The sequence below is a fragment of the Actinoplanes sp. NPDC049118 genome (assembly GCF_040648555.1).
Classification (GTDB): Bacteria; Actinomycetota; Actinomycetes; order Mycobacteriales; family Micromonosporaceae; genus Actinoplanes.
The window spans coordinates 289547-312002 of the sequence record NZ_JBEZDY010000007.1 but is presented as its reverse complement, the minus strand read 5'-3'; the positions used below and the strand labels follow the sequence as shown (position 1 = coordinate 312002).

24 protein-coding genes are annotated in these 22456 nt (G+C 71.2%); 15 read left to right on the top strand and 9 right to left on the bottom strand.

The annotated features are described in order from the left end of the window. Nucleotides 1-41: 41 nt before the first annotated feature. On the top strand, nucleotides 42-1496 hold the full coding sequence (locus tag AB0B58_RS13585; RefSeq protein WP_360222562.1) for a PAS domain-containing sensor histidine kinase: 1455 nt from the start codon (nucleotides 42-44) through the stop codon (nucleotides 1494-1496). 70 nt (nucleotides 1497-1566) lie between these two features. Continuing rightward, on the top strand, nucleotides 1567-2451 hold the full coding sequence (locus AB0B58_RS13580) for a DUF5926 family protein (protein WP_360222559.1): 885 nt from the start codon (nucleotides 1567-1569) through the stop codon (nucleotides 2449-2451). A gap of 92 nt (nucleotides 2452-2543) precedes the next feature. On the opposite strand, the gene AB0B58_RS13575 is transcribed toward AB0B58_RS13580, so the two are convergent. Further along, entirely contained in the window at nucleotides 2544-3746 is a 1203-nt protein-coding gene (locus AB0B58_RS13575; protein ID WP_360222556.1) for an arginine deiminase, read from the bottom strand. 329 nt (nucleotides 3747-4075) lie between these two features. Here AB0B58_RS13575 and AB0B58_RS13570 point away from each other — a divergent pair, with 329 nt between their 5' ends. From AB0B58_RS13570 to pheA, 5 genes are all read left to right on the top strand, one after another. Beyond that, entirely contained in the window at nucleotides 4076-4810 is a 735-nt protein-coding gene (locus AB0B58_RS13570; RefSeq protein WP_360222553.1) for a hypothetical protein, read from the top strand. A gap of 148 nt (nucleotides 4811-4958) precedes the next feature. Then, nucleotides 4959-5429: a hypothetical protein gene (locus AB0B58_RS13565; RefSeq protein WP_360222550.1), complete on the top strand. Its 471-nt coding sequence runs from the start codon at nucleotides 4959-4961 to the stop codon at nucleotides 5427-5429. Nucleotides 5430-5502: 73 nt separating this feature from the next. Further along, the gene (locus AB0B58_RS13560; RefSeq protein ID WP_360222547.1) at nucleotides 5503-5892 is read left to right on the top strand and encodes an ACT domain-containing protein; all 390 of its coding nucleotides are present in this window, start codon (nucleotides 5503-5505) and stop codon (nucleotides 5890-5892) included. 66 nt (nucleotides 5893-5958) lie between these two features. Further along, complete coding sequence (locus AB0B58_RS13555) at nucleotides 5959-6642, top strand: hypothetical protein (protein WP_360222544.1); 684 nt, start codon at nucleotides 5959-5961, stop codon at nucleotides 6640-6642. A 27-nt stretch (nucleotides 6643-6669) separates the two neighbouring features. Beyond that, a complete protein-coding gene (gene pheA, locus AB0B58_RS13550; RefSeq protein WP_360222541.1) occupies nucleotides 6670-7626 on the top strand; it encodes a prephenate dehydratase in 957 nt (318 codons plus the stop codon). A 63-nt stretch (nucleotides 7627-7689) separates the two neighbouring features. Here pheA and AB0B58_RS13545 read toward each other — a convergent pair whose 3' ends face one another. The 3 genes from AB0B58_RS13545 to AB0B58_RS13535 form a co-directional block, all read right to left on the bottom strand. Next, nucleotides 7690-8421: an AIM24 family protein gene (locus AB0B58_RS13545; protein WP_360222538.1), complete on the bottom strand. Its 732-nt coding sequence runs from the start codon at nucleotides 8419-8421 to the stop codon at nucleotides 7690-7692. A 65-nt stretch (nucleotides 8422-8486) separates the two neighbouring features. Next, nucleotides 8487-8849: a metallopeptidase family protein gene (locus tag AB0B58_RS13540; protein ID WP_354722341.1), complete on the bottom strand. Its 363-nt coding sequence runs from the start codon at nucleotides 8847-8849 to the stop codon at nucleotides 8487-8489. Between the two features lie 44 nt (nucleotides 8850-8893). Beyond that, complete coding sequence (locus AB0B58_RS13535) at nucleotides 8894-9322, bottom strand: OsmC family protein (RefSeq protein ID WP_360222535.1); 429 nt, start codon at nucleotides 9320-9322, stop codon at nucleotides 8894-8896. A gap of 66 nt (nucleotides 9323-9388) precedes the next feature. Between AB0B58_RS13535 and AB0B58_RS13530 the strand changes: the two genes are divergently transcribed. The 4 genes from AB0B58_RS13530 to AB0B58_RS13515 all read left to right on the top strand — a co-directional run bounded on the left by AB0B58_RS13530 (nucleotide 9389) and on the right by AB0B58_RS13515 (nucleotide 13169). After that, entirely contained in the window at nucleotides 9389-10132 is a 744-nt protein-coding gene (locus AB0B58_RS13530) for a hypothetical protein (RefSeq protein ID WP_360222532.1), read from the top strand. 48 nt (nucleotides 10133-10180) lie between these two features. Next, nucleotides 10181-11443, top strand: a complete 1263-nt coding sequence (gene serS / locus AB0B58_RS13525) for a serine--tRNA ligase (RefSeq protein WP_360222529.1) — start codon at nucleotides 10181-10183, stop codon at nucleotides 11441-11443. A 107-nt stretch (nucleotides 11444-11550) separates the two neighbouring features. Then, nucleotides 11551-12363 carry an HAD family hydrolase gene (locus tag AB0B58_RS13520; protein ID WP_360222526.1) on the top strand — a complete coding sequence of 271 codons (813 nt, stop codon included), beginning with the start codon at nucleotides 11551-11553 and terminating at the stop codon, nucleotides 12361-12363. Further along, on the top strand, nucleotides 12363-13169 hold the full coding sequence (locus tag AB0B58_RS13515) for an HAD family hydrolase (protein ID WP_360222523.1): 807 nt from the start codon (nucleotides 12363-12365) through the stop codon (nucleotides 13167-13169). The genes AB0B58_RS13520 and AB0B58_RS13515 overlap by 1 nt, the downstream gene beginning before the upstream one ends. Here AB0B58_RS13515 and AB0B58_RS13510 read toward each other — a convergent pair. Next, nucleotides 13166-13738, bottom strand: a complete 573-nt coding sequence (locus AB0B58_RS13510; RefSeq protein WP_360222520.1) for a bacterial proteasome activator family protein — start codon at nucleotides 13736-13738, stop codon at nucleotides 13166-13168. The two genes, AB0B58_RS13515 and AB0B58_RS13510, sit on opposite strands and share 4 nt — an antisense overlap. Nucleotides 13739-13773: 35 nt before the next feature. Further along, nucleotides 13774-14601 (bottom strand): dimethylargininase, encoded by an 828-nt coding sequence (gene ddaH / locus AB0B58_RS13505; protein ID WP_360222517.1) that lies wholly within the window; start codon nucleotides 14599-14601, stop codon nucleotides 13774-13776. Nucleotides 14602-14668: 67 nt separating this feature from the next. Between ddaH and AB0B58_RS13500 the strand changes: the two genes are divergently transcribed. Continuing rightward, nucleotides 14669-15127, top strand: a complete 459-nt coding sequence (locus AB0B58_RS13500; RefSeq protein WP_360222514.1) for an Lrp/AsnC family transcriptional regulator — start codon at nucleotides 14669-14671, stop codon at nucleotides 15125-15127. Between the two features lie 37 nt (nucleotides 15128-15164). Next, a complete protein-coding gene (locus AB0B58_RS13495; RefSeq protein ID WP_360222511.1) occupies nucleotides 15165-17051 on the top strand; it encodes a beta-propeller domain-containing protein in 1887 nt (628 codons plus the stop codon). Nucleotides 17052-17059: 8 nt separating this feature from the next. Here the strand turns inward: AB0B58_RS13495 and AB0B58_RS13490 are convergent, their stop codons facing one another. Genes AB0B58_RS13490 through AB0B58_RS13480 form a run of 3 tightly spaced genes read right to left on the bottom strand, consistent with a single transcriptional unit; the run spans nucleotide 17060 to nucleotide 19046 of the window. Beyond that, a complete protein-coding gene (locus AB0B58_RS13490; RefSeq protein ID WP_360222508.1) occupies nucleotides 17060-18148 on the bottom strand; it encodes a T3SS (YopN, CesT) and YbjN peptide-binding chaperone 1 in 1089 nt (362 codons plus the stop codon). Nucleotides 18149-18207: 59 nt separating this feature from the next. Continuing rightward, a complete protein-coding gene (locus AB0B58_RS13485; protein WP_360222505.1) occupies nucleotides 18208-18450 on the bottom strand; it encodes a DUF6457 domain-containing protein in 243 nt (80 codons plus the stop codon). Beyond that, nucleotides 18447-19046, bottom strand: a complete 600-nt coding sequence (locus tag AB0B58_RS13480; RefSeq protein ID WP_360222502.1) for an NTP transferase domain-containing protein — start codon at nucleotides 19044-19046, stop codon at nucleotides 18447-18449. Before AB0B58_RS13480 ends, AB0B58_RS13485 begins: the two co-directional genes overlap by 4 nt. 814 nt (nucleotides 19047-19860) lie before the next feature. Here AB0B58_RS13480 and fdhD point away from each other — a divergent pair. Further along, on the top strand, nucleotides 19861-20688 hold the full coding sequence (gene fdhD, locus AB0B58_RS13475) for a formate dehydrogenase accessory sulfurtransferase FdhD (protein ID WP_360222499.1): 828 nt from the start codon (nucleotides 19861-19863) through the stop codon (nucleotides 20686-20688). Between the two features lie 105 nt (nucleotides 20689-20793). Beyond that, nucleotides 20794-22449 (top strand): alkaline phosphatase D family protein, encoded by a 1656-nt coding sequence (locus tag AB0B58_RS13470; protein ID WP_360222496.1) that lies wholly within the window; start codon nucleotides 20794-20796, stop codon nucleotides 22447-22449. Nucleotides 22450-22456 lie beyond the last annotated feature (7 nt).

The following is a 22456-nucleotide window of genomic DNA, read 5'->3' as shown; positions in this document are numbered from 1 at the left end:
CGCTCTGCCCAAACGGCCGTAAGCGAGGCAGACTCGCAGACATGCCGGATCGACCCGACTACGCCGCGCTGACGCGAGGACAGATCGCGCTGCTCGACCGGATCAACTCCGGCGAGGCCGGTCTGGCCGTCCTCACCCAGCTTGTCCGGCTCGCACAGGACGTCCTCGGCGGCCGCGGCGCCGGCTTCGCCGAGTACAGCCCCGGACACGGCCGGATCATCGCCGCCAGCGGCGCCTGCGAGCCCGCGCTGGGCCGCCGGGTCAACCGCGACGACTCCCGGCTCACGGACGGCCCCCGCACCGTGTTCGTGCCCCTCACCGCCCTCGACGACGAGGTCGCCAGCCAGATCGAGGGCGGCGACCGGCACCGGATCCTCGGCACGCGGTGCGAGATCGGCGGCCTGATCGTCGGTTCCCTGTACGTCTCCTACGGCGACGACGACTTCGAGCCGACCCCCGAGCACCACGCGGTCCTCGAGCTGCTCGCCGCCAACGTCGGCCACATGTACGGCGACCAGGCCGGCCTCCCGGTGCACGGCGACGGCCCGGTGGTGGCCGCCCTCTCCGACGGGCTGGCGATCATCGACCGCGACGGCATCGTGCAGCTGTGGAATCCGGCGGCCGAGCAGCTCACCGGCCGCAGCGCCGCCGAGATGCTCCAGCGCAAGCTGCACCTGCCGGTCCCGCCGCCGGGACAGGTGCTGGTGCACCGCCTGCCCTCCGGCCGCTGGCTCAAGGTCACCGCCGGGGACCTGCCGCGGACCCCGGCCATGCGGGTCGTGACGTTCCGCGACTCCACCGACCAGGACCGCCGGCACGAGGACCGCGACCTGTTCGTCGCGGTGACCAGCCACGAGCTGCGGACCCCGGTCACCGTGATCAAGGGGTACGCGGACACCCTCACGAACCACTGGGAGTCCCTCGGCGAGGACGGCCGCCAGGAAGCCGTACGCGTCATCGGCGCCCGGGCCGGCGAGCTCGCCCGGCTGGTGGACCGGCTGCTCTCCGCGACCAGCGACGACGGCGAGGTCGGCGGCTCGGCCGCCGGGCCGTTCGATCTGGTCGACGGCCTGCGGGCCGCCGCCGGGGACCTCCCCGCCGACCTGCACCGCCGCCTCGTCCTGGACCGGCTGCCGGGCGAACTGCCGAAGGCGTTCGGCGACCGCGACTCGCTCGCCACGATCCTCACCGAGCTGGCCACGAACGCGGACCGCTATTCGGCGCCGGACACCGAGGTCGAGGTGACCGCGGCCGCCGACGAGACGACGGTGACGTTCCGGGTTGCGGACCGCGGCATCGGCGTCAAGCCCGAGCACGTCGAGCGGGCCTTCGAGCGCTACTGGCAGGGCGAGTCGGCCGACCGCGGCCGCAACCCGGGCGCCGGGCTCGGCCTCTACCTGGTGCGGCGCATCGTCGAGCGCCAGCAGGGCTGGGTCTCGCTGCGCCCCCGCGAGGGCGGCGGAACGGTCGCGGAGGTCCGGCTACCGCGGGCCTGACCGATGATATGGACAGACACGGGCGCCGGGAGTGCCCGGATCGACCGGTCACCGCCTAGGCTGGTTCGCCGTGAGCAAGCGTCGAAACCCCAGAGCCACCGCGAACGCGGCCCCCAAGCGCCAGAAGGTGCGCGACATCTTCGTCGCCCGACCGTTCGAGGGCCTGGCCGACGAACCTGAATGGATCGCGCTGCGCGAGCTGGTTCCGGCCGCCTCCGCGCCGCTGACCCTCAAGCCCGAGATCATCGAGGAGTACGGGGACCGTTCCGTCACGCTCTCGACGGTCCTCCCGATGGCCTGGCCCGCGATGACCCGCCAGGACGGCCGGGTCTTCGTCGGCCTGCAGCGGCACGTGCAGTCCGGCGACGTGTCCCGCGACCTCGCGGTGGCGATCCTGTGCGCGCTCAAGACCGAGCCCGGTGGCACCGTGGCCGTGCCCGCGCTGCCCGGCGAGGGCCCGCGCCTGCAGGACATCCTGGTGGATGGCCCGCTGGACATCGCGATGCACGACGGCTTCGAGTACTGGCTCGACGCCGAGCAGGCCGAGGACGCGAACGTCAAGGCGTCGCTCGAGCGGGCCAACGCGTCGATCTACCCGACCGTGCGGCTCGGCGTGCCGGCCGCGTACTGGTGCCGGGTGCAGCCGGACAAGTCGCACGTGCGCTGGGTGCTGCCGCAGGACGAGGACGCGGCGCTGGACGCGCTGGCCCGCCTCTCCGCCGCCGGCGACCTGCTGCTCGGCGAGAACACCAAGTTCGCCGGCATGTTCCGCGCGCACGGCCTGCTCGTCCCGGTCTGGGATGTGCCGGGCGAGCCGGAGGCCGTCGACTTCGAGGCCCCGCTGAGCGACTTCGCCAAGCGCTACTCGGACGTCCTCGCCGAGACGGGCCCGCTGGATTCGGCCGGACGCCGGGCCAAGCAGGGACTCGTGGGCCGGCAGCTCACCCTGCGGTAGGCGTCGCCGAGCCGAGGTCCAGGTTTCGCGTCGCAAGCGGGCTGAAGCTGGACCTCGGCGCAGGCCGCCGTGATCCGCGAGACACCCCCTAGCTAGAGCGGCGCCCGTTCTATCGGGCAGCTCATGCAGCGCGGGCCGCCGCGGCCGGAGCCCAGCTCCGAGCCGCTGATCGCGATGACCTCGATGCCCGCGCGTTCCAGCTGGGCGTTGGTCTCCACGTTGCGCTCGTAGGCCACGCAGAGCCGGGGCGCGATCGCCAGCGTGTTGTTGCCGTCGTCCCATTGCTCCCGCTCGGCGGTGACCGGGTCCAGGCCCGTGTCGATGATGCGCAGCCGGTCGATGCCCATCGCCTCCGCGGCCGCGTCCAGGAACGGCCGGGACGGCCCCACCATCGGCTCGCCGTCGTATCCGGCCGTCACCGGGTACGCCCGCAGGGTGTCCGCGATGTTGGGATACATGACCACCGCGTCGACGTCGACCATCGTGCAGACCGTGTCGAGGTGCATCGTCGCGCGCTCCTGCGCGATCGGCACGGCCAGGATCGTGTCGGCCAGGCCGGCCGCGAAGACCCGCCGGGCCAGCCGCTCGGCACCGGCCGGGGTGGTGCGCTCGCCGACGCCGATCGCCAGCACGTTCGGCGCGAGCAGCAGCACGTCGCCGCCCTCGACGTGCTCGAGGCCCGGCTCGTACAGCAGTTCGGTGCCCGCGAAGCGCGGATGGTGGGTGTAGATCGCCCTGGTCAGCGTGGTCTCGCGGCCGCGGGCCGGCATGGCCAGGCTGGTCACCGCCACCCGGTCGCGCACCCAGACCGAGGAGTCGCGGGTGAAGAGCAGATTGGGCAGCGGGTCGATGACGAAGTCGTGCCGGTCCATGAGCTGGTAGACCAGCCCGCCCGTCCGGCCCGCGCCCGGCTTGATCTCCTCGTGCGCGAGACCCGCCGTCAGCGCCCGGGCCAGTTCGCGCGGGCCGAGGTCGGCGAGGTGTCCCGCGACCCGTTCCCGCAGGGTGTCGCCGAGCCGCGGGTCGACCAGGACGCTCTCGGTCAGCACCGTCCGCGCCTCGGCCACGGCGAGCGTCTGCTCGAGCAGCTCACCGAGGTAGAGGACTTCGACGCCGCGATCGCGCAGCGCGGCGGCGAACCGGTCGTGCTCCTCCTGCGCGCGGCCGACCCAGGGAATGGCGTCGAAGAGGAGCGAGTCGTTGTTGCGCGGGGTCAGCCTGGCAAGCTCGGCGCCCGGCCGGTGCAGCATGACCGTGGCGAGCCGGCTCACTTCGCTGTCGACGTAGTGGACCACGGGTCGAGCCTAGGTGCTGGGAGGCGATCAGGCGCGCGCACCGGCGTAGACCGCACACACCCAGCAGCCGTCATGTGACTTTGCGCTCTTGATTTTGAGACAACGCTGCGCGATCAAGGTAGGTAAGGCTAACTTGGCAGGGACGTTTCGGATTCCAGGGGAGCCCTAGGTCGCGTGATGCACCATACGGAAAAAGAGCTATTGCGTGAATGCGGCATTCATCCCTACTCATTCCGCTTTCTTTCCGTTTCGATGACTTGCTTGTGTACCGGGTCAAACACTTACCGTAGTGGAAAGAGAGCCCGATGGACCTTTTGCCGGAGGTCGCAGTGACTGTCTTCCCAGCACGTCCCGCCCTGCCCGTCCCATCTCGCAGCTATCCCCCCGCCATCGACCCCCGACGTGCGGCACCACCCGCGGCGCTCGAGCCTCGTCAGAGCCCCGTCGAGTGGGCCCGTCGTCGTCGCGCGGAGCGTGAGGCCCGCCGGCTCGAGGCAGCCGGTGCCCGGGCACTCACCCGCCTCGACCGCCTCGGACCCGCCTGGCACGTCGTCGACTGGCCCCGCACCGACTCCCAGGGCTACGAACACGACCCCAGCGACGACCGCGCCGGGTTCCTCGCCATCGGCCCGGGCGGCGTCTACGCCGTCACCGTCGCCGACCACGGCCGGGCCCGGGTGCTCATCGCCGGCGACGTCGTCCAGATCAACGGAAAGCGCCCGGCGTACGTCGCCGAGGCCCGCCGCGACGCCAAGCGCGCCGGCCGGGCCATGAGCTCCGCCGTCGGCCTGAGCGTGCCCGTCACCCCCGTGCTGGCGTTCGTCGGCTCCGGCGTGATCAGCGTGCACGGCCTGCCGAAAGACTGCCTGGTGGCCACCCACAAGGAGCTCGACCGGCTGCTGATCGCCGGTGGTGCGCGGATTTCACCCGCGACGGCGAGTAAACTCTCGGCTGTGGCACAGCGCTCCGCGACCTGGGCAAACGCCCCCTATCGGCCCGCTGGCGACTACCGGTGGCACGCGAGCGGCCAAACGGCCGCTGACAAGCGGGCGACCCGCCGGTAACGTTTCTTCCGGAGCACCGCTTGCCGTCGAGGGTTGACGTGAGCAACGCCGGCCGGACACTCGAGGAGTCGAGGCTTAAGCTTCGGACCCGAGCAAGTCCGGCCGGAGTCAGGTCAGGTCGACGGCACGGATGATGAGGGAGGTGCGGGTGGCGCACGTCGAGCTCTCACTCTCGGGAGCGTTTGTGCCGCAGGCGCGTACGCCGGACGAGTCCGAGTTCGTCTCGAGCGTCGACCGCTGGGCGGCGACGGTCTGGCAGGCCGTCGAGCCCTGTCTGGTCATCGACACGGCGTTCAGGATCGTGGCCGTGTCACCCTCGGCGAGCGACCTGCTCGGCCTGGGCAAGGGACTCGAGGCCGTCGGACAGCCGTTGCTCGGCGGCGAGGGCGCGCTCCGCCTGATCGACTTCACGGCCGGCGGCGGCGAGCTCACCGAGCAGGAGATCGAGAAGATTCCGCCGCTGCTCGCGCTCACCAGTGAGCGGCTGGCCCGCGGCCTCATGCGGGTGCAGCCGACCGACGAGGAGAGCCATCTGACGGTGGACGCGATCGCCGCGCCCCTGTCGGAGGCCGGCCGCGTGGTCGCGTCTCTGACCTTCTTCTCGGCGATCCGATACTAGTCGCGCTCGTGTGGCGATCAACGCACCGTCTACCCATTGGGATCGTGGGGGTCTGGACCGTAGTGTTCCCACCATGCTCGATCTAGATCTGCTACCAGAGGAGTACGCGGTGTGCCGGCTGCCGGCCGGTTCCGCCCTGCCGACTTCGCTGAGCAGCGGTCCGGACGATAAGGGCGTCATCTCGGTGACCTGGGCACCCGACGAGCTCTCGATCATCTGTCCGGCCGACCGCGTGCCGGAGGATGCCGCCGTCGAGGCGTCCTGGCGCTGCCTGCGGGTCGTCGGACCGCTGGACCTGGCGCTCACCGGGGTGCTGGCCTCGCTGGTCGGCCCGCTGGCCGAGGCCCGGGTCAACATCGTGGCGTTCTCGACCTACGACACGGACTACCTGCTGATCCCGGCCGTTCGCCTCACCGAGGGCCTCGACACGCTCACGGCGGCCGGGCACCGCATCGCCGCGTAGTACACGGACGCGCCGCACGGCGAATCGTGACGGCCATCGATGCCGGTACGCCATTAACATGTTCGCGTGCTCCGCATCGCCCGACGCTCAGCGGCCGGCCCCGGCTTCCCGGCCGGCCCTCGCCGCCCGGACGCCTCCGGCACCCTGAGCGGCCGTCTGCGCGTCTGCGGCGGCGTGCCGCCGGTAGCGGTGGTCCTCACCGCGCTGGCGCTTCTAGCCGCGTGTGGGCAGCCGCCGGAGCCCCCGCTGACCGCCCCTCCCGAGGCGCCGGGTGTCGGATCGGCCGCGGCCTCCGCGCCCCCGCCGTCGGGCGTCATACCGGGGCTGCCGACCGCGTTGCCCACCGCCGGGATTCCGACCTATCCGACCGCGGGCGTGCCGACCTACCCGACGGCTACGACGCCACCGACGACGATCACCACCGCACCGACGACATCGGGGCCGTCGCCCGCGCCGAGGTGCGCGAACGGGCCGAGCAGGCAGCAGGTGCTCACGGCGGTCAAGGGCCGCCCCGGGGTACCGGCGACCGATCTGAAGGTCATCGACGGGCCGTTCTGCTCGGGCAAATGGCAGTTCACGATCGTGCAGATCGCGGAGGCCGACGCGGACACCCCCGCCGAGCCTCTGCTGGTCGTCACCAAGGGCAGCCCCGCGACCCTCAAGGTGATCGAGGCCGGCACCGACGTGTGCAGCGTCAAGGTCCGCAACGAGGCGCCGGTCGGCATCCGCGTATGGGCCTGCGGGGCCTGAGGGGACCGGGCCCTTAAGGTGGGTGGCATGCCGGGAACCCCGCCCACCCGTTTCGTGTACCTCGGCCCGGAGGGCACCTTCACCGAGCAGGCGCTGCGGACGATTCCCGCCGCCGAGCACGGCATCCGGACCCCCGCCCGCAGCGTGCCCGAGGCGCTCGAGGCGGTGCGCTCCGGTGACGCCGACGCGGCGCTGGTGCCCCTGGAGAACTCCGTCGGCGGGGCCGTCCCGGTCACCCTCGACGAAATCGGCACCGGCGGCCCCCTGGTGATCACCCGCGAGGTCGTGCTCCCGGTGGAGTTCGTGCTCGCCGCGCCCCGCCTGCTGCCGCTCGCCCAGATCCGCTCGGTGGCGGCGCACCCACAGGCGTCCGCGCAGTGCCGCAACTGGCTGCTGGCGAACCTGCCCGACGCCGTCGTGGTCGACGTGTTGTCGAACGCCGCCGCGGCGATCAGCGCCGCGGCCGGCGAGCACGACGCGGCGATCTGCGCACCCATCGGGGTGCCGCGAAACGACCTGACGGTGCTGGCGGACAAGATCGCCGACCATGCGGACGCGGTGACCCGCTTCGCGCTGCTGTCCCGCCCGGCGCCACCGGGCCCCCCGACGGGCGACGACGTGACCTCGCTGGTGGTGCTGATCGACCGCGACCGGGTCGGCGCGCTGCTGTCGGTGCTCACCGAGCTGGCGGTCCGCGGCATCAACCTGTCCCGCATCGAGTCGCGGCCGACCGGCGAGCAGCTCGGGGTCTACATGTTCTTCCTCGACTGCACCGGACACGTGGCGGAGCCGCGGCTGGGCGAGGCGCTGCAGGGGCTGCGGCGGATCTGCGCCGAGGTGCGGTTCCTCGGGTCCTACCCGCGGCATCGCTGGTCGCGGGCGGCGGCCGAGGAACCGCTGCCGTCGCAGCCGGGACTCACGAACGCGGACTTCGCCGACAGCGCGGCCTGGCTGTCCCGACTTCGCTCCGGCGAGCCCAGCTGACCGGCCGCGGCCGGCCCGTACCGGCGGGGAGCGATGATCCGCGCCCCGCCGGGCCATTCCCGGTCAGCCCAGCAGGTTGCCGAGGAGGCCGCCCTGCTGCTGCTGACCCTGCGCCGCGCCCATGAGCCCGCCGGGGGGCTCCTCGGACGGCTGCACGACCACGAAGCCCTGGCCGGCGAAGCTCATCGTGAAGCGCTCGCCCGTGCTGCGACCGAGCAGCGTGCCGAGGCCCATCTGCTCGGCCCGGTGGTAGCCCGTCTGCAGGTTGGCCGACCAGCAGATCGCCGCCTGCGGGTCGACATAGGTCGGCTGGTCGACGCTCAGCACGACCGGCGTGCCCTTGGTCGTCACCGCGATGCGGCCGTAGCCGGAGAAGACGCAGTTGAACAGGCCCGCATTCGACATCATGCCGACGCCCTGGACCATCTTGATGTCGTAGTTCAGGGTCGAGTCGAAGGCCAGCACGTTCGCGCCGTTGATCGACAGGGCGTCGCCGGGCTCAAGATCGATGATGTGGATGTCGGCGGCGTTCTCGGCGAGGAAGACGTCGCCGCGCCCGCTGACCTTCATCAGGGGGACGCCTTCGCCGGTCAGCTTCTGCTTCAGGAATTTGCCGAGGCCGCCCGAGCCGAGCGCCTCGAACTGCACCTGCCCCTGGTACGCGACCATCGACCCGACCCGGGCCATGAATTCGCCGTTGAGCTCGGCCTTGAGAAGTTTGGAATTCTGCAGCCGGAGCCCGGGCTGGTTCGACTCCTTCTCGAGGTTTTCCGCCGAGAACAGTTCGCTGCGCATCAAGGTCCTCCTGTTAGCGTGGACCACCAGGGTAGGCGCAGGCGGCAACGATGCAGTTCGGCCTTTCAGCCCCATCCCAACTCGTGCAGTCGCTGGTCGTCGATGCCGAAATGATGCGCGATCTCGTGCACGACTGTGATCGCCACCTCATCGATGACGTCGGTCTCCGTGTCGCAGACCTGCAGCGTGGGCAGGCGGTAGATGGTGATGCGGTCCGGCAGCACGCCGGCGTAGTCCCAGCCGCGTTCGGTCAGGGCCGTGCCCTCGTAGAGGCCGAGCAGGTCCATGCCGCCGTCGGGCGGCAGATCCTCCACGAGGATGACCACATTGTTCATAACCTTCAGCAGTTCGGGCGGCACCTCGTCCAGCGCCTCGCCGACCAGGTCCTCGAAGCGTTCACGGCTCATCTCGACCGGCACGCCGCCCATTGTGCTCCACCCGCGAGCGTGCGCGGGTGGAGCACGTCACAGCGTCAGGCGAGCTTGGCGCTCAGGGTGATCTCGGCGCCGGGCGACAGCAGGCGCGAGATCGGGCAGTTCTCCTTGGCGCCCTCGGCGAGCTTCAGGAAGGTGCCCTCGTCGATGCCGGGGACGTTGCCCACGGTCTCGAGGTCGATGCGGGTGACGCCGAAGCCAGCGTCGCCCTTGTCCAGGTGGACCTTGGCGGTGGTCTCGACGGAGGTCGGCGTGAAGCCGGCGTCGGCGAGGCCCTTGGAGAACGCCATCGAGAAGCAGCCGGCGTGCGCGGCGCCGATCAGCTCCTCCGGGTTCGTCCCCTCGCCCTCCTCGAAGCGGGACTTGAAGGAGTAGTTCCCCTCGTACCCGCCCTTACCGGTCTTGATCGTTCCGGAGCCCTCGGTGAGGTTGCCCGACCAGCGGGCGGAAGCAGTGCGAATAGGCATAGCCTGACGCTAGTCCATGACTGGGGACGCTGGCCGGTGGACGGGCCGGGGGCGATGATGGATCTCATGCCGGAGACACCAGCCGAGGCCGTCGTCCAGTTCGGCCCCGATGACGGCGCCGCGCGGGAGCGAAACCGCATCCGCCCCGGCGCGCAGCTGGCCGAACTCGCGGGGGACCGCCGCATCGTGCCGCTGGCCGCCGCGCTCGGCGGGGTCGCGCTGTTCGGCTCGCTGGTGTCCGAGTGGCAGATCACCAGCGTCGACGGCGCCTTCTGGGGCGACGGCGAGGTCGGCACCCGGCCGTTGGAGACCACCGTCGCGGACCTGAGCGGCTGGGGCGGCGGGTACCTGACCGGGCTGCTCCTGCTGGTGCCCTCGGTCGTCCTCACCATGTTCGGGCCGGCCGCCGGCCGCCGATACGCCCGGCTCACCGCCCTCAGCATCGGCGGCGTCCTGCTGGGGATGCTCGCCGCCGTGGGGTCCTACCTGGGCGACACCAGCCGCATCGTCGGCCAGCTGGGTGCCTCCAACCTCGAGGAGGACCAGGTCACCATCTCGCACGGCCGGGGCATCTGGTGCGCCGCCGCCGGGGTTGCGCTGACGCTGGTGGCGATGTACCTGGCGGGCCGGGAGCTCAGGGCCGGGCCGCCGCAGCAGCAGGAGGAGGCACCGGCCGAGGAGCCGCCGGTGGTCTGGTCCTGGCGCCGGGACGAGGCGGAGGACGGGCCGCCCGACGCGCCGATCGGCCTCACCGTGACCCCCGCCAAGCCGTTCACCGCGTCTCAGGACAACCGGGACAAGCCCAGCTGAGGCATATCGGGGTGAAAGCGGGACATCGGCGCCGGTAGGCTCGACGTCGTGATTGACCTGCGGCTGCTTCGCGAGAACCCCGACATCTTCCGTGCCAGCCAAGAGCTGCGCGGCGAGTCCCCCTCGAAGGTGGACGACCTGCTGCGCGCCGACGAGGAGCGCCGGGCCGCCACCCAGCGGTTCGAGGCGGTGCGCGCGGAGCAGAAGTCCCTGGGCACCGCGGTGTCGAAGGCCAAGGGCGACGAGCGTGCGGCGCTGCTCGCCCGTACCAAGGAGCTCGCCGCCTCGGTGAAGGCGACGCAGGCCGCGGCGACCGAGGCCGACCAGGCCCTGCGCCAGGCACACCTCGCCGTGCCCAACCTGGTACAGGACGGCGTCCCGCCCGGCGGCGAGGACGACTTCGTCGTGCTGCGCGAGGTCGGCGACCTGCCCAAGATCGAGAACCCGAGGGACCACCTCGAGATCGGCGAGGCGCTCGGCGCGATCGACACCGAGCGCGGCGCCAAGGTGTCGGGCTCGCGCTTCTACTTCCTCACCGGCGTGGGTGCGCTGCTGCAGCTCGGCATGCTCCAGCTGGCGATCGCACAGGCGGTCGAGCACGGCTTCACCCCGTCGATCACCCCCGCGCTGGTCAAGCCGGAGGCGATGGAGGGCACCGGCTTCCTCGGCGCGCACGCGAGCGAGATCTACCGGCTCGAGGCCGACGACCTCTACCTGGTCGGCACATCGGAGGTGGCGCTGGCGGCGTACCACTCGAACGAGATCCTGGATCTGGCGAACGGGCCGGAGCGCTTCGCAGGCTGGTCGTCGTGCTTCCGCCGGGAGGCCGGCTCGTACGGCAAGGACGTCCGCGGCATTCTGCGCGTGCACCAGTTCGACAAGGTCGAGATGTTCTCGTTCTGCCGGCCCGAGGAGGCCGCCGACGAGCACCGGCGCCTGCTCGCGATGGAGGAGGAGATGCTCGCCAAGGTCGAGATACCGTACCGGGTGATCGACGTGGCGGCCGGCGACCTCGGGTCGAGCGCGACCCGCAAGTTCGACTGCGAGGCGTGGGTGCCGTCGCAGGGCCGCTACCGCGAGGTCACCTCGACGTCGAACTGCACCACGTTCCAGGCGCGGCGGCTCAACATCCGCTACCGCGACGACGACGGCAAGGCGCAGACGGCGGCGACGCTCAACGGCACGCTCGCCACGACCCGCTGGCTGATTCCGATCCTGGAGAACCACCAGCAGCCGGACGGCTCGGTACGGGTACCCAAGGCGCTGCAGCCGTACCTCGGCGGTCGTGACGTCCTCGAACCCGGACGCTAACGAGTGAGACACCGGCCCGTTACCAGAAGTCATAGCCGCTGGTAGCCGGGCCAGTGTAACGTTTTCCTTCCGCCCTCCGCGGGGGCCGTCACCCCTCGGAGGTTCTGATGGCCAACCCCGGTCTCCCGAAGCTCATCGCGACCGACCTCGACGGCACCCTGGTACGCAGCGACGACACCGTGTCCGCCTACACGCACGAGGTCCTGGACCGGGTCCGGGCCGCCGGCATCCGGCTCGTCGCCGCCACCGGCCGCGGCCCCCGGCTAACCCGCCTGACCCGCGACGACATCCGCAACGCCGACTTCCTCGTGCTGGCGCAGGGCGGCTGGGTCATCGACCAGGTCGAGGGCCAGATCCTGCGCAGCGCCCGGCTACCCGGTAAGGATCTCGCCGCCGTGCTGGCGGACCTGGAGGCCGAGATCGGGCCGCTGTCGGTGATGGTCGAGGCGCTGGAGCACGACGACTCGCCGCTCTGGGGCGACTACGACCCGACCTGGCGCTATCCGGTCGTGGTCGAGCGGCGGCCGCGCGCCGGGTGCCTGACCGGCGATGTGATCAAGGCCTTCGCCCGTTCCTTCGACCGGAACGTCGACGACCTGCTCGCCGCCGCACAGCGGATCGTGCCGCCGCACGTGGCATCGGTCACTCAGGCCGGTCTGAACTATGTGGAGATCTGCCCGCCGGGCGTCGACAAGGGCACCGGCCTTGCGGTCGTGGCGCAGGCCGTCGGCGTCGATCCCGCGGACGTGCTGGTCTTCGGTGACATGCCCAATGACCTGCCGATGTTCGCCTGGGCCGGCTGGAGCCGGGTGGCCGTGCAGAACGCCCATCCGGCGCTGCTGGCGGTCGCCGACGAGGTCACGCTGACCAACGACGAGGACGGAGTGGCCGTCTATCTGGACCGGCTACTGTCGAGGTGATGCCACCCTTTCGCCTCGTCGCCTCCGACATCGACGGCACCCTGATCCGGGCCGACGGCAAGCTGAGCCCCCGTACCATCGAGGTTCTCGACCAGCTCTACTCGCGCGGGGTGCCGACGGTCCTGGTGACCGGCCGCCCGGTGCGCTGGCTGCGACAGCTCTACGACCAGATGGTGGAGCCGCTGCCGGCGGTCTGCGCCAACGGCGCCGTGGTCTACGACCCCGAGACCGACGAGATCCTGCACGCCGCGCCACTCTCGGTCGATCTGCTGCTCGACGTGGTTAAGCAGCTGCGCGAGGCCGTGCCGGACATCGCGCTCGCCATCGAGGTCGAGAACGGCAGGAGCTTCTGGCACGAGGAGAGCTGGCCCCTGCACTGGGACAGCGCGCACAAGGAGGTCCGCGTGCTCGCCTCGCACGAGGAGCTGACCTCGGTGCCGGCGGTGAAGTTGCTGGCCCGCTCCGCCAGCTACGGGCCGGACGAGTTCGCCGAGCTGGTGAGCAGCACGCTGGGCGGGCTCGCCGAGGCGACGCACTCGTCCTCGTCGGCGCTGGTGGAGATCTCCGCGGCCGGCGTCACCAAGGCCGCCGGGCTGGCCTGGCTCTGCGAGCGCGAGGGTTTCACCGCGGAGGACGTGGTGGCCTTCGGCGACATGCCGAACGACCTGCCCCTGCTCGCCTGGGCAGGCCGTTCCGTGGCGATGGGCAACGCCCACCCCGCCGTCCGGGAGGTCGCCGACGAGGTGACGCTCACGAACGACGAGGACGGCGTCGCGGTTTACCTCGAGAAGGTCTTCGACCTCTAGAGGTACTGGCCCGTGCGGCCGGAGCCGTCGCCGCCCTGTGCGGGCATGCCGGGGATGACGCCGTTCGGGCTCATCGGCAGCGCCGGGCGGCCGGCGTTGCCGCCGCGCATCTGCTCGAGCTGGAGCCGGGCTGCCATCTGCTGCGCGACCAGCGCCGCCTGGATTCCGTGGAACAGGCCCTCGAGCCAGCCCACGAGCTGTGCCTGCGCGATCCGCAGCTCGGATTCGCTCGGCGGGGCCTCACCCTCGAACGGCAGCGAGAGCCGCTCGAGCTCCTCCTGCAGCTCCGGCGCCAGGCCGTCCTCGAGCTCCTTGATCGAGCGCTGGTGGATCTCCCGCAGCCGCCCCCGGCTGGCCTCGTCGAGCGGCGCCGCCCGGACCTCCTCGAGCAGCTGCTTGATCATGCTGCCGATCCGCATGACCTTGGCGGGCTGCTCGATCAGGTTGCCGGGCTCCTCGGGGTTGAGGGTGCCGTCGGACTCCACCGTGCCCAGGGGGCGGCCATCGGGGCCTACCACCATGACGGAACCGTCTTCCTGCTTGTCTGGGGTGCGGGTGTCGTCGGTCATGCGATCCATCTTCCCGCACGCCGGCCAGGCGACCGTCAAGGGCGTAGTTCGGCCACCGCGCACTTCACCGAGCCGCCGCCCCGCTTGAGCTCGCTCAACTCGACGTGCACCGGGGTGTAGCCGGCGGCGCGGACCTTCTCGGCCATCGCGGTCGACTCGGTGTTGAGGACGACGTGGCGTCCGTCACTGACCAGGTTGAGGGCGAACGCCTCGGCGTCCGCACGGTCCGCGATCACCGCGTCCGGGAAGAGCTGACGCAGGACGCGCTGCGACGCCTCCGAGAACGCCTCCGGGTAGTACGTGATGTGCTTGTCGTCGAGGGCGGCGAGCGCGGTGTCGAGGTGGTAGAACGCCGGGTCGACCAGCCTGAGCGAGATCACCGGGCGGCCGAGGATCTCCTGCGCCTCGGCGTGCGCCGCCGGATCGGTACGGAAGCCGTGCCCGGCCAGGATCAGGCCGCCGTACGCGCCCGGCACGTAGGCGAAGTCGCCCTCACCCTCGTTGACGTGCACCGGATCGGCGAACGTCCAGGGGCCCCCGGCGTAGAAGAGCTGGTGGGCGGCCGCCTCGGCGGAACGCTCCGGGTGCTTGAAGCGGGCGCCGTAGACCGTACCGTCGACGGAGAAGGCGCCGTTGGCCGCGTACACCATGTCGGGAAGGCCGGGGCGCGCGTCCAGGACGTGGACCGTGTGGCCGAGGTCCGTCAGGGTGTCCCGGAGCAGTTGCCACTGCTTGAGCGCGAGGGCCGGATCAACCGGGACGGTGGTGTCCATCCAGGGGTTGATCGCGTATTCGACCGTGAAGTGCTCAGGCGGACACATCAGATATGTCCTGATACGCGGCAAGCGCTCCGTGTAGCTCATGAGGTAAAGGGTAGGTAGGCTGGCACGACCGAAACAGCTCGAAGTCTTGCTCGTCGGAGGCGAATCGTTGCAGATAGACGCCGTTGACCAGCGAATCATTGCGTTGCTCATCGCAGACGCGCGGGCGTCGTACGCCGAGATCGGCGCCAAGGTCTCCCTCAGCGCACCGGCGGTGAAGAGGCGCGTCGATCGGCTGCGCTCCAGCGGGGTGATAAAGGGATTCACGACCGTCATCGAGCCCGCCGCCGTGGGCTGGACGACCGAGGCGTTCGTCGAGCTCTTCTGCACCGGCCGGACCACACCCGCACAGATCACCGTCGCCACCCGGCGGCACCCCGAGGTCGTGGGGGCGTACACGGTGTCGGGGCAGGCGGACGCGCTCGTGCACCTGCGCGCCGCCGACATCGGGCACCTGGAACAGGCGCTGGAGCGGCTGCGCGCGGAGCCGTTCGTCACCTCCACCCGCAGCATGGTGGTGCTGTCGCGGCTGGTCGAGGTGCCGACGCCGGTGCCCGCCCCGAATTAGCAAGGAACCGCCGGCGGCCCGCGGGCGTCACACACCCATGTCGCGCCGTCTGCTCCTCTGCGCCGTTCTGGCCCTCACGACCCCGCTCGCCGGCTGCACCTCGGACCCCGCTAGGCCCGCGCCGCCAGCCGTCCCGCCCGCCACCGGCGCCGCCGGTGCGATGCGGCTGGTCGCGTTCGACTCGTGCGAGCAACTCATCGCCGACCTGCGCAAGGCGGCGAAGGCCAACGTCGAGCCGTACGGCTTCGGCGGCGGCATGGGCATGCCGGAGGCGTTCACCCGCGGCGGCGCCCGGACGATGGCCGACGCCGCGGCGGCCAAGGAGGCATCGGGGGCCGCCGCGCCGCCGCAGTACTCGGGCACCAACGTGCACGAGCAGGGCGCCGACGAACCCGACCTGGTCAAGACCGACGGGCGGCGGATCGTCACCATCAGCCAGGGCTACCTGCGGGTGGTGGACGCCGCCAGCCGCCGGGAGACCGGCCGGCTCGACCTGGACGTGCAAGGCCAGCTCCAACTGCTGCTCTCCGGCGACCGGGCCCTCGTGCTCGTGCCGGCGGGATACCTCTACCGGCGCTACATCGACAAGCGGGCGGCGATGCCGGAAGGCCCGCAGGTGCTGCTCGTCGACCTGGCCGGTACGCCGAAGATCGTCAGCCGCTACCGGGCCGAAGGCAACCTGGTCGACGCCCGGATGACCGGCAGCACCGCGCGGATCGTGCTCCGGACCACGCCGCGGATCAAGTTCCCGGACGCGCCGAGGGTCTCGGACGAGCGCAAGCGCCTCGCCCTCAACAAGGCCGCTATCGACCGCGCCCCCGGCGCGGCGTGGCTGCCCGGCTGGGAGGTCACCGACGGCGCACAGACCACCAAGGGCAACGTCGACTGCGGCCGGGTCAGCCGGCCGACGGACTACTCGGGCGGCTCCCTCGTCAGCATCATGACCTTCGACCTGGCCCGGCCCGCCCTCGGCAGCGGAGACCCCGTCACGATCGTCGCCGACGGCGACACGGTCTACGGCACCGCGGACAGCCTCTACCTGGCCAGCGACCAGCGCTGGCGGCTCGACCGCTTCGCCGGCCGCGCGGCCATGCCCGTACGCGAAGAGACGGACCTCTACAAGTTCACGATCCAGGGCAACCAGCCGCCGGTGTACCGGGCCGCCGGTGCCGTGCCGGGCTACCTGATCAACCAGTACGCGCTGTCCGAATGGGACGGACACCTGCGGGCCGCCACCACCAACGCCAAGACCGAGCGGTCGGCCGTCCGGGTGCTGGCCGAGCGGGACGGCAAGCTCGTACAGACCGGGATCGTCGACGGCCTCGGCAAGGGCGAGCGGATCTACTCCGTCCGCTTCATCGGCGCCCGCGGCTACGTCGTCACCTTCAAGCAGACCGACCCGCTGTACAGCCTCGACCTGAGCGACCCGGCCAAGCCCGAGGTCACCGGCGAACTCAAGATCACCGGCTACTCGGCGCACCTGCAGCCGGTCGGCGAGGACCGGCTGATCGGCATCGGCCAGGAGGCCGACGCCGACGGGCGTACCCAGGGCACCCAGATCTCGCTCTTCGACGTCTCGGACCCGGCCGAGCCGAAGCGACTCGCCCGGTACCACCTCCCGCAGGCCTACTCCGACGCCGAGTACGACCCGCACGCGCTGCTCTGGTGGCCGGCTACCAACCTGCTGGTGGTGCCGGTGAACACCTGGGACAGCATCGGCTCGAAAAGCGAGGCGCTGGCGCTGCGGGTGACCGACGGCATCGCGCTCACCGACCGGATCACCCAGCCCACCACCGCCGCCTACCAGCCGATGATCCAACGCTCGCTGGTCATCGGGAACGTGCTCTGGACGGTGTCGGAATCGGGCCTGCAGGCATCGGACCTGTCCACGATGGACCGGGTCGGCTGGCTGCCCAGCGCCTAGGACACGCCCTAGAGGTACATCCCCGTGCGGTGGTCGTCGCCGTCCTTCGCGTCCTTGGGAGGTACCGGCTTGTCGCCCTCGCCGAAGAAGCGCTTGCCGCCGAACTCGCCGTGCAGCCGATCGTCCAGCTCGTCAGCGAGCCCGGTCATCACCTGCACGGCGAGCATGAGGTGGGTGGCCTGGAAGTTGCGGCCGAAGACGGGGATGGACGCCCAGACGGTGTCCTGCGCGCAGTAGAGCCGGCCGATCGGCATCCTGTTCGTCAGCTCGGAGAGCTTCATGTACAGCTGCTCGGTCGGCTCGACCTCGGTCAGAATCGGCGAGAAGACGTCGACCAGCGGCGGGTTGTCGCGCACCCGCACGAAGACCATGGCGGAGCCGGCCCGGATGCCGATGTCACCGTCGTTGTCGACCTGAAGCTGGTCCACGGTGGTCTTGGACATCGTCGCGACCACCGTGCGCACCCGCTCCTCGAGCGGGATGACCTCGTCGGCGGCGTTCGCGAGCGCCTCGGAGAGCACGCCGTCCTCGTCGAGGTCGTCGAGGCTCAACTCGTCGGTGATGCTGGGCTCGTGCCGGGCCGTGCCGAGTGGCGCGGTCTCGATCGGCTCGTCCGCGCCGTCGTGCACGAGGTAGACCAGGAAGGCGGGGTGCGGCGCGCCGTACACGTCGCGCAGCGTGCGGGAGACGATCGCACCGATCTGCTTCGCGGCGTCGGTGGTCGAGCGGAGGCCGAACGAGTCACCCGAGTCGGGCAGCACACCGGGCGGCGACCAGCCCAGCGCGACCAGGTCGGCGACCGACGAACGGTTCATCCGGAAGCCCTCCGGCAGGCCGGCGTTACCGACCGCCAGCGCCTCGACTACACCATCGGCCAGGACCCGCATGCTCACCGAATACACGGCCGTGCCGGTGCCCGACGCAGTCGGATCGAGCGTGATGTCGACGTGCGCGCCGTCGGGCAACGTGGGCAGCAGCGTGCCCAGCGCCCCCGCGAACTCCCGCCAGGCCTCGGTCACCTTCGCCCGCAGGTCGGCAGTCGTCGGCTCGTCGAGCAGGACGCCTTCAGGCTGGTCAGCCGTGTTCTCCGCCATCATGATCGTTACCTCCGCTCCGTCACCCTATCGAGCGAGCGGCCGGCCCATAGGGCCGCGTCTCATTCCTGACCGTCGACGGTCCAGCCGGCCGCCAGGGTGGTGAGCCGCGCGGCCACGTCGGCCGGGTCCGCGCCGCGACCCACGGCGACCCCCATCAGGTACGTCGTGACAGGCGCACCCGGCCGCAGCACGTTGTGCGCGACATCGCGGGCGACATCGAGCACCTCCGTCGAGTCGACGTCAGCCGGTACGAGGTCCAACTCGGCGCAGGCTGCCCTGATCCAGGCGTCAAGCACGTTCACCGGGCCCATTCCTCCGCGGTCCGCAGGTCGTCGTCGGTGTCGCAGTCGAACCACGGCGGCGGGCCGGGACGTCGCCACGACACCTCTATGAAGCGCAGATGCTCCATGAGGGTCTGCATCGAGGCGCCGTGCAGGCTGCCGCGTTCCTCGGCCACCAGGTCGAGTGCCTGGCGCAGCGCCGTCGTACGCCAAACCCCGCAGAGCGACTGGCGACGGCCCTCCGCGTCCCGGTAGACCGCGCCCTGCATCGGCGCCGACTCGACGGTGAGCCGAAGCACATCGATGGCCTCGCCCGTGAGCAGGGGCAGGTCGGCCGCGAGCAGCGCGGTGAAACTGACGTCGTCGGGAACGAGCATGAGACCGGCCGCGGTCGCGGCGACCGGGCCGCCGCCGGGCGGCTGCTCGCTGGTGGAGGAGACCGGGACGGGCAGATCGGGCGGCACCCGGCCGACCACCACCTGCGGGTCGGCGTCGTGCACCGCGGCCAGGACACGCGTCAGCATCGACTGGCCGGCAACCGGGATGGTGGGCTTGTCCGCACCACCCATCCGACGCGCCGCACCGCCGGCCAACACCACCGCCGCGAATCCCCCCACGTACGTACCGTATCCCGTTGGCGACATGAGCGTGACTGTGCGGACGCCTTTGCGCTTCCGGACCGGCTTCGCAGCCCTGCCAGCCGGCCACCCGGGGCCGATCGGCGTTCCAGGCAGCCTGCATTCCTTCCGGGCCGGACGGGCAATCGTCCTGGGCCGGTCCGCGCTCCCATCAGGCTCGCACCCGCTCCGGCCAGACCGGCAATCGTCCTCGGCCGGCCGGTGCTTCCGTCGGGCTCGCATTCGGCCCGGCCTTACCGGCACCCGTCCTGGCCGGCCCTGCGCTCCCGGCAGCTCGCACTCGCTCCGACCAGACCCGCCATCGCCCTGGGCCGGCCGACGCTCTGGCAAGCTCGGTTTCGTCCCGGGCTCACTGGCACCCGTCCTGGACCGGCCCGCGCTCCCGCCGGGCTGGCACTCGTTCCGGCCAGACCCGCAATCTTCCCGGGCCGACCGGCGCCCCCTCCAGGCTCGCATTCGGCCTGGCCGCTCTGGCGCACCCGTCCCGGGCCAGCCCACGCTCCCGCCAGGCCCGCATTCGTCCCGGCCACGCTGGCACCCGTCCCGGACCAGCCCGCGCTCCCGGCAAGCTCGCACTCTTCCCCAGGGCTGGCTGGCGCTCCCGGCAGGACGGGCGCTCCCGGCAGGACGGGCGCTCCCGGCAGGACGGTGTTCGTTCGGGGCTGGATTGTTCGGGGCTGGCGTCCGTTGTAGGGCTTCCGTTCGGCGGTGGGGTTCGCCTCTCGGGCGACTCCCGTCCGTGTCGCTTCGCGCGTCGGGCGGTCTTGGCGCCGGGCGGAATACGCTCGTCGCCATGGCGCGCACGACGAACCGGCGACCGGTGTTGAAAATCAACCTGGATACGGACGCCGAGCCGCGCCGGCGGCCCGACGACCTGGCCGCCGAGGAGCCCCTGGAGATCCGGCTCCGGAAGGCGGCGCTCGCCGTGACCATGCGGACCCCGGGCCAGGACATCGATCTCGCGATGGGATTCCTGCTGACAGAGGGCATCATCCGCACGGCAACGGACGTGGTCACGGCGCAGTTGTGCGCGGGCACGGACACCCCGAACACGTACAACGTGGTCGATGTGGTGCTGGGCGTCGATGTTCCGCCGCCCGCGACCGACCCGAGCCGGAACTTCTACACGACCAGTTCGTGCGGGGTGTGCGGGAAGGCGAGCATCGACGCCGTGCGTACCCGCTCGCAGTTCGACGTGGCCGCGGACGCCTGCACGGTACCCGCGCGGGTCCTCGCCGAACTGCCCGGCCGGCTGCGGGCCGCACAGCGCACCTTCGACCGCACGGGAGGGCTGCACGCGGCCGGCCTGTTCACCGCCGAGGGCGAGCTACTGGCGCTGCGCGAGGACATAGGGCGGCACAACGCGGTCGACAAGGTCATCGGCTGGGCGCTTCGCGAGGGGCGGCTGCCGCTCGCCGGGCACGTGCTACTCGTCTCCGGGCGGGCCAGCTTCGAGCTGACCCAGAAGGCCTGGATGGCCGGCATACCGCTGCTCGCCGCCGTGTCCGCGCCGAGCACCCTGGCGGCGGAACTCGCCGACGAGGCGGGGATGACGCTCGTCGGATTCCTGCGAGGACCGTCGATGAACGTCTATGCCGGAACGCAACGCGTCATTGTCTGAGTTCATTCGGTCTTCGACGGGAATCAATCGCTTCCATGCGGCCGGGACATTCACGTTCATGAGGCTTTCCAATCTCCGCGTCACCGCAAGTGCTGGGAGCCTCACATGACGATCTCACGACGTAACCTCCTGCTCGGCGGCGCCGTGGCCGGCGCCGCGGGCGCGGTGACGACCTGGCCACAGGCGGCCACGGCGTCAGCCCCGCCCTACCGGGGGTCGCTACGCAGCGACCCGTTCACCCTCGGCGTCGCGTCGGGCGATCCCGAGCACGACGGATTCGTGCTCTGGACCCGGCTGGCACCGACTCCGCTGGCGGAGGACGGCCTCGGCGGGATGCCGTCCCGCGACGTACCCGTGTGGTGGGAACTGGCCGCCGACGCCGGATTCCGCCGGGTCGTACGCGTCGGCGTCGCCGTGGCTCGCGTCTCCGCCGCTCACACCGTCCACATCGAGCTGTACGGCCTGCTGCCCGGACGCGAGTACTTCTACCGTTTCAAGGCCGAGCGGTACGTGTCGCCGGTCGGCCGGACCCGCACGGCACCGGCGCCGTGGGCGAGCGGCGGCACCCTGGCGATGTCGTTCGCATCGTGCTCTCAGTTCGAACACGGCTACTTCACCGCGTACCGGCGGATGGCGGAGGATGAACCGGACCTCGTCCTGCACCTGGGCGACTACCAGTACGAGTACGCGCCCGGCACGTACAAAACCCCCGGCGGCAATCCGCGCGACCACTCCGGTCCGGAGACGGTGACGCTGGCGAACTACCGGCAGCGGCACGCGCAGTACAAGACCGATCCGGACCTTCAGGCGGCGCACGCCGTCGCACCCTGGGCCGTCGTCTTCGACGACCACGAGATCGAGAACAACTGGGCGGACGAGGTACCGGAGCAGCCGGATCCCCTGTTCCTCGCCCGGCGTGCGGCCGCGTTCAAGGCCTACTACGAGAACATGCCGCTGCGCCGAACCTCGATTCCGCGCGGCATCGACATGCGGCTGTACCGGCGGCTGCACTGGGGCCGGCTGGCCACGTTCCACATGCTCGACACCCGGCAGTTCCGCGACGACCAGGGTTGCGGCGACGGCTACAAGGACTGCCCGGCCGCGCTGGACCCGGCCCGCTCGATCACCGGCGCCAAGCAGGAGGCCTGGCTGCTCGACGGCTTCCACCGCTCCTCGGCCCGCTGGGACATCCTGGGCCAGCAGGTCTTCTTCGGCCAGCGCGACAACGACTCCGGCCCGGCGAAGGTGGTGAGCATGGACTCGTGGGACGGCTACGCGGCCTCCCGCGACCGGATCACGCGCGGCTGGGTGGACGCGGGCGTACGCAATCCGGTGGTGCTGACGGGTGACGTGCACGCGCACTGGGCGGACGAGCTGAAGCTGGACTACGCCGACCCGACGTCGCGAACGGTGGGTACCGAGTTGGTGTGCTCATCGATCACCTCCAACGGGGACGGTGCGGACGTCGTGGGGGGCACGCACCCGTGGGCTGCCTGGAACCCGCACCTGCGCTTCTACAACAGTCAGCGCGGCTACGTCCGCACGACGATCACCAAGGACTCACTGACCGCCGACTTCCAGGTACTGCCGTATGTGAGCCAGGCCGGGGCTCCGGTACACACGCGGGCGACGTTCGTCATCGAGGACCGGGTGCCGGGGTTGCAGCAGGTCGCCGACAACCCGACGCCGGCCGGAGGTGCGACGTTGCGGGCCGGTGACCTGGGACCGGAGACGGTCCGGCAGGAGAGCCAGCGGCCTTGAGCCGCTT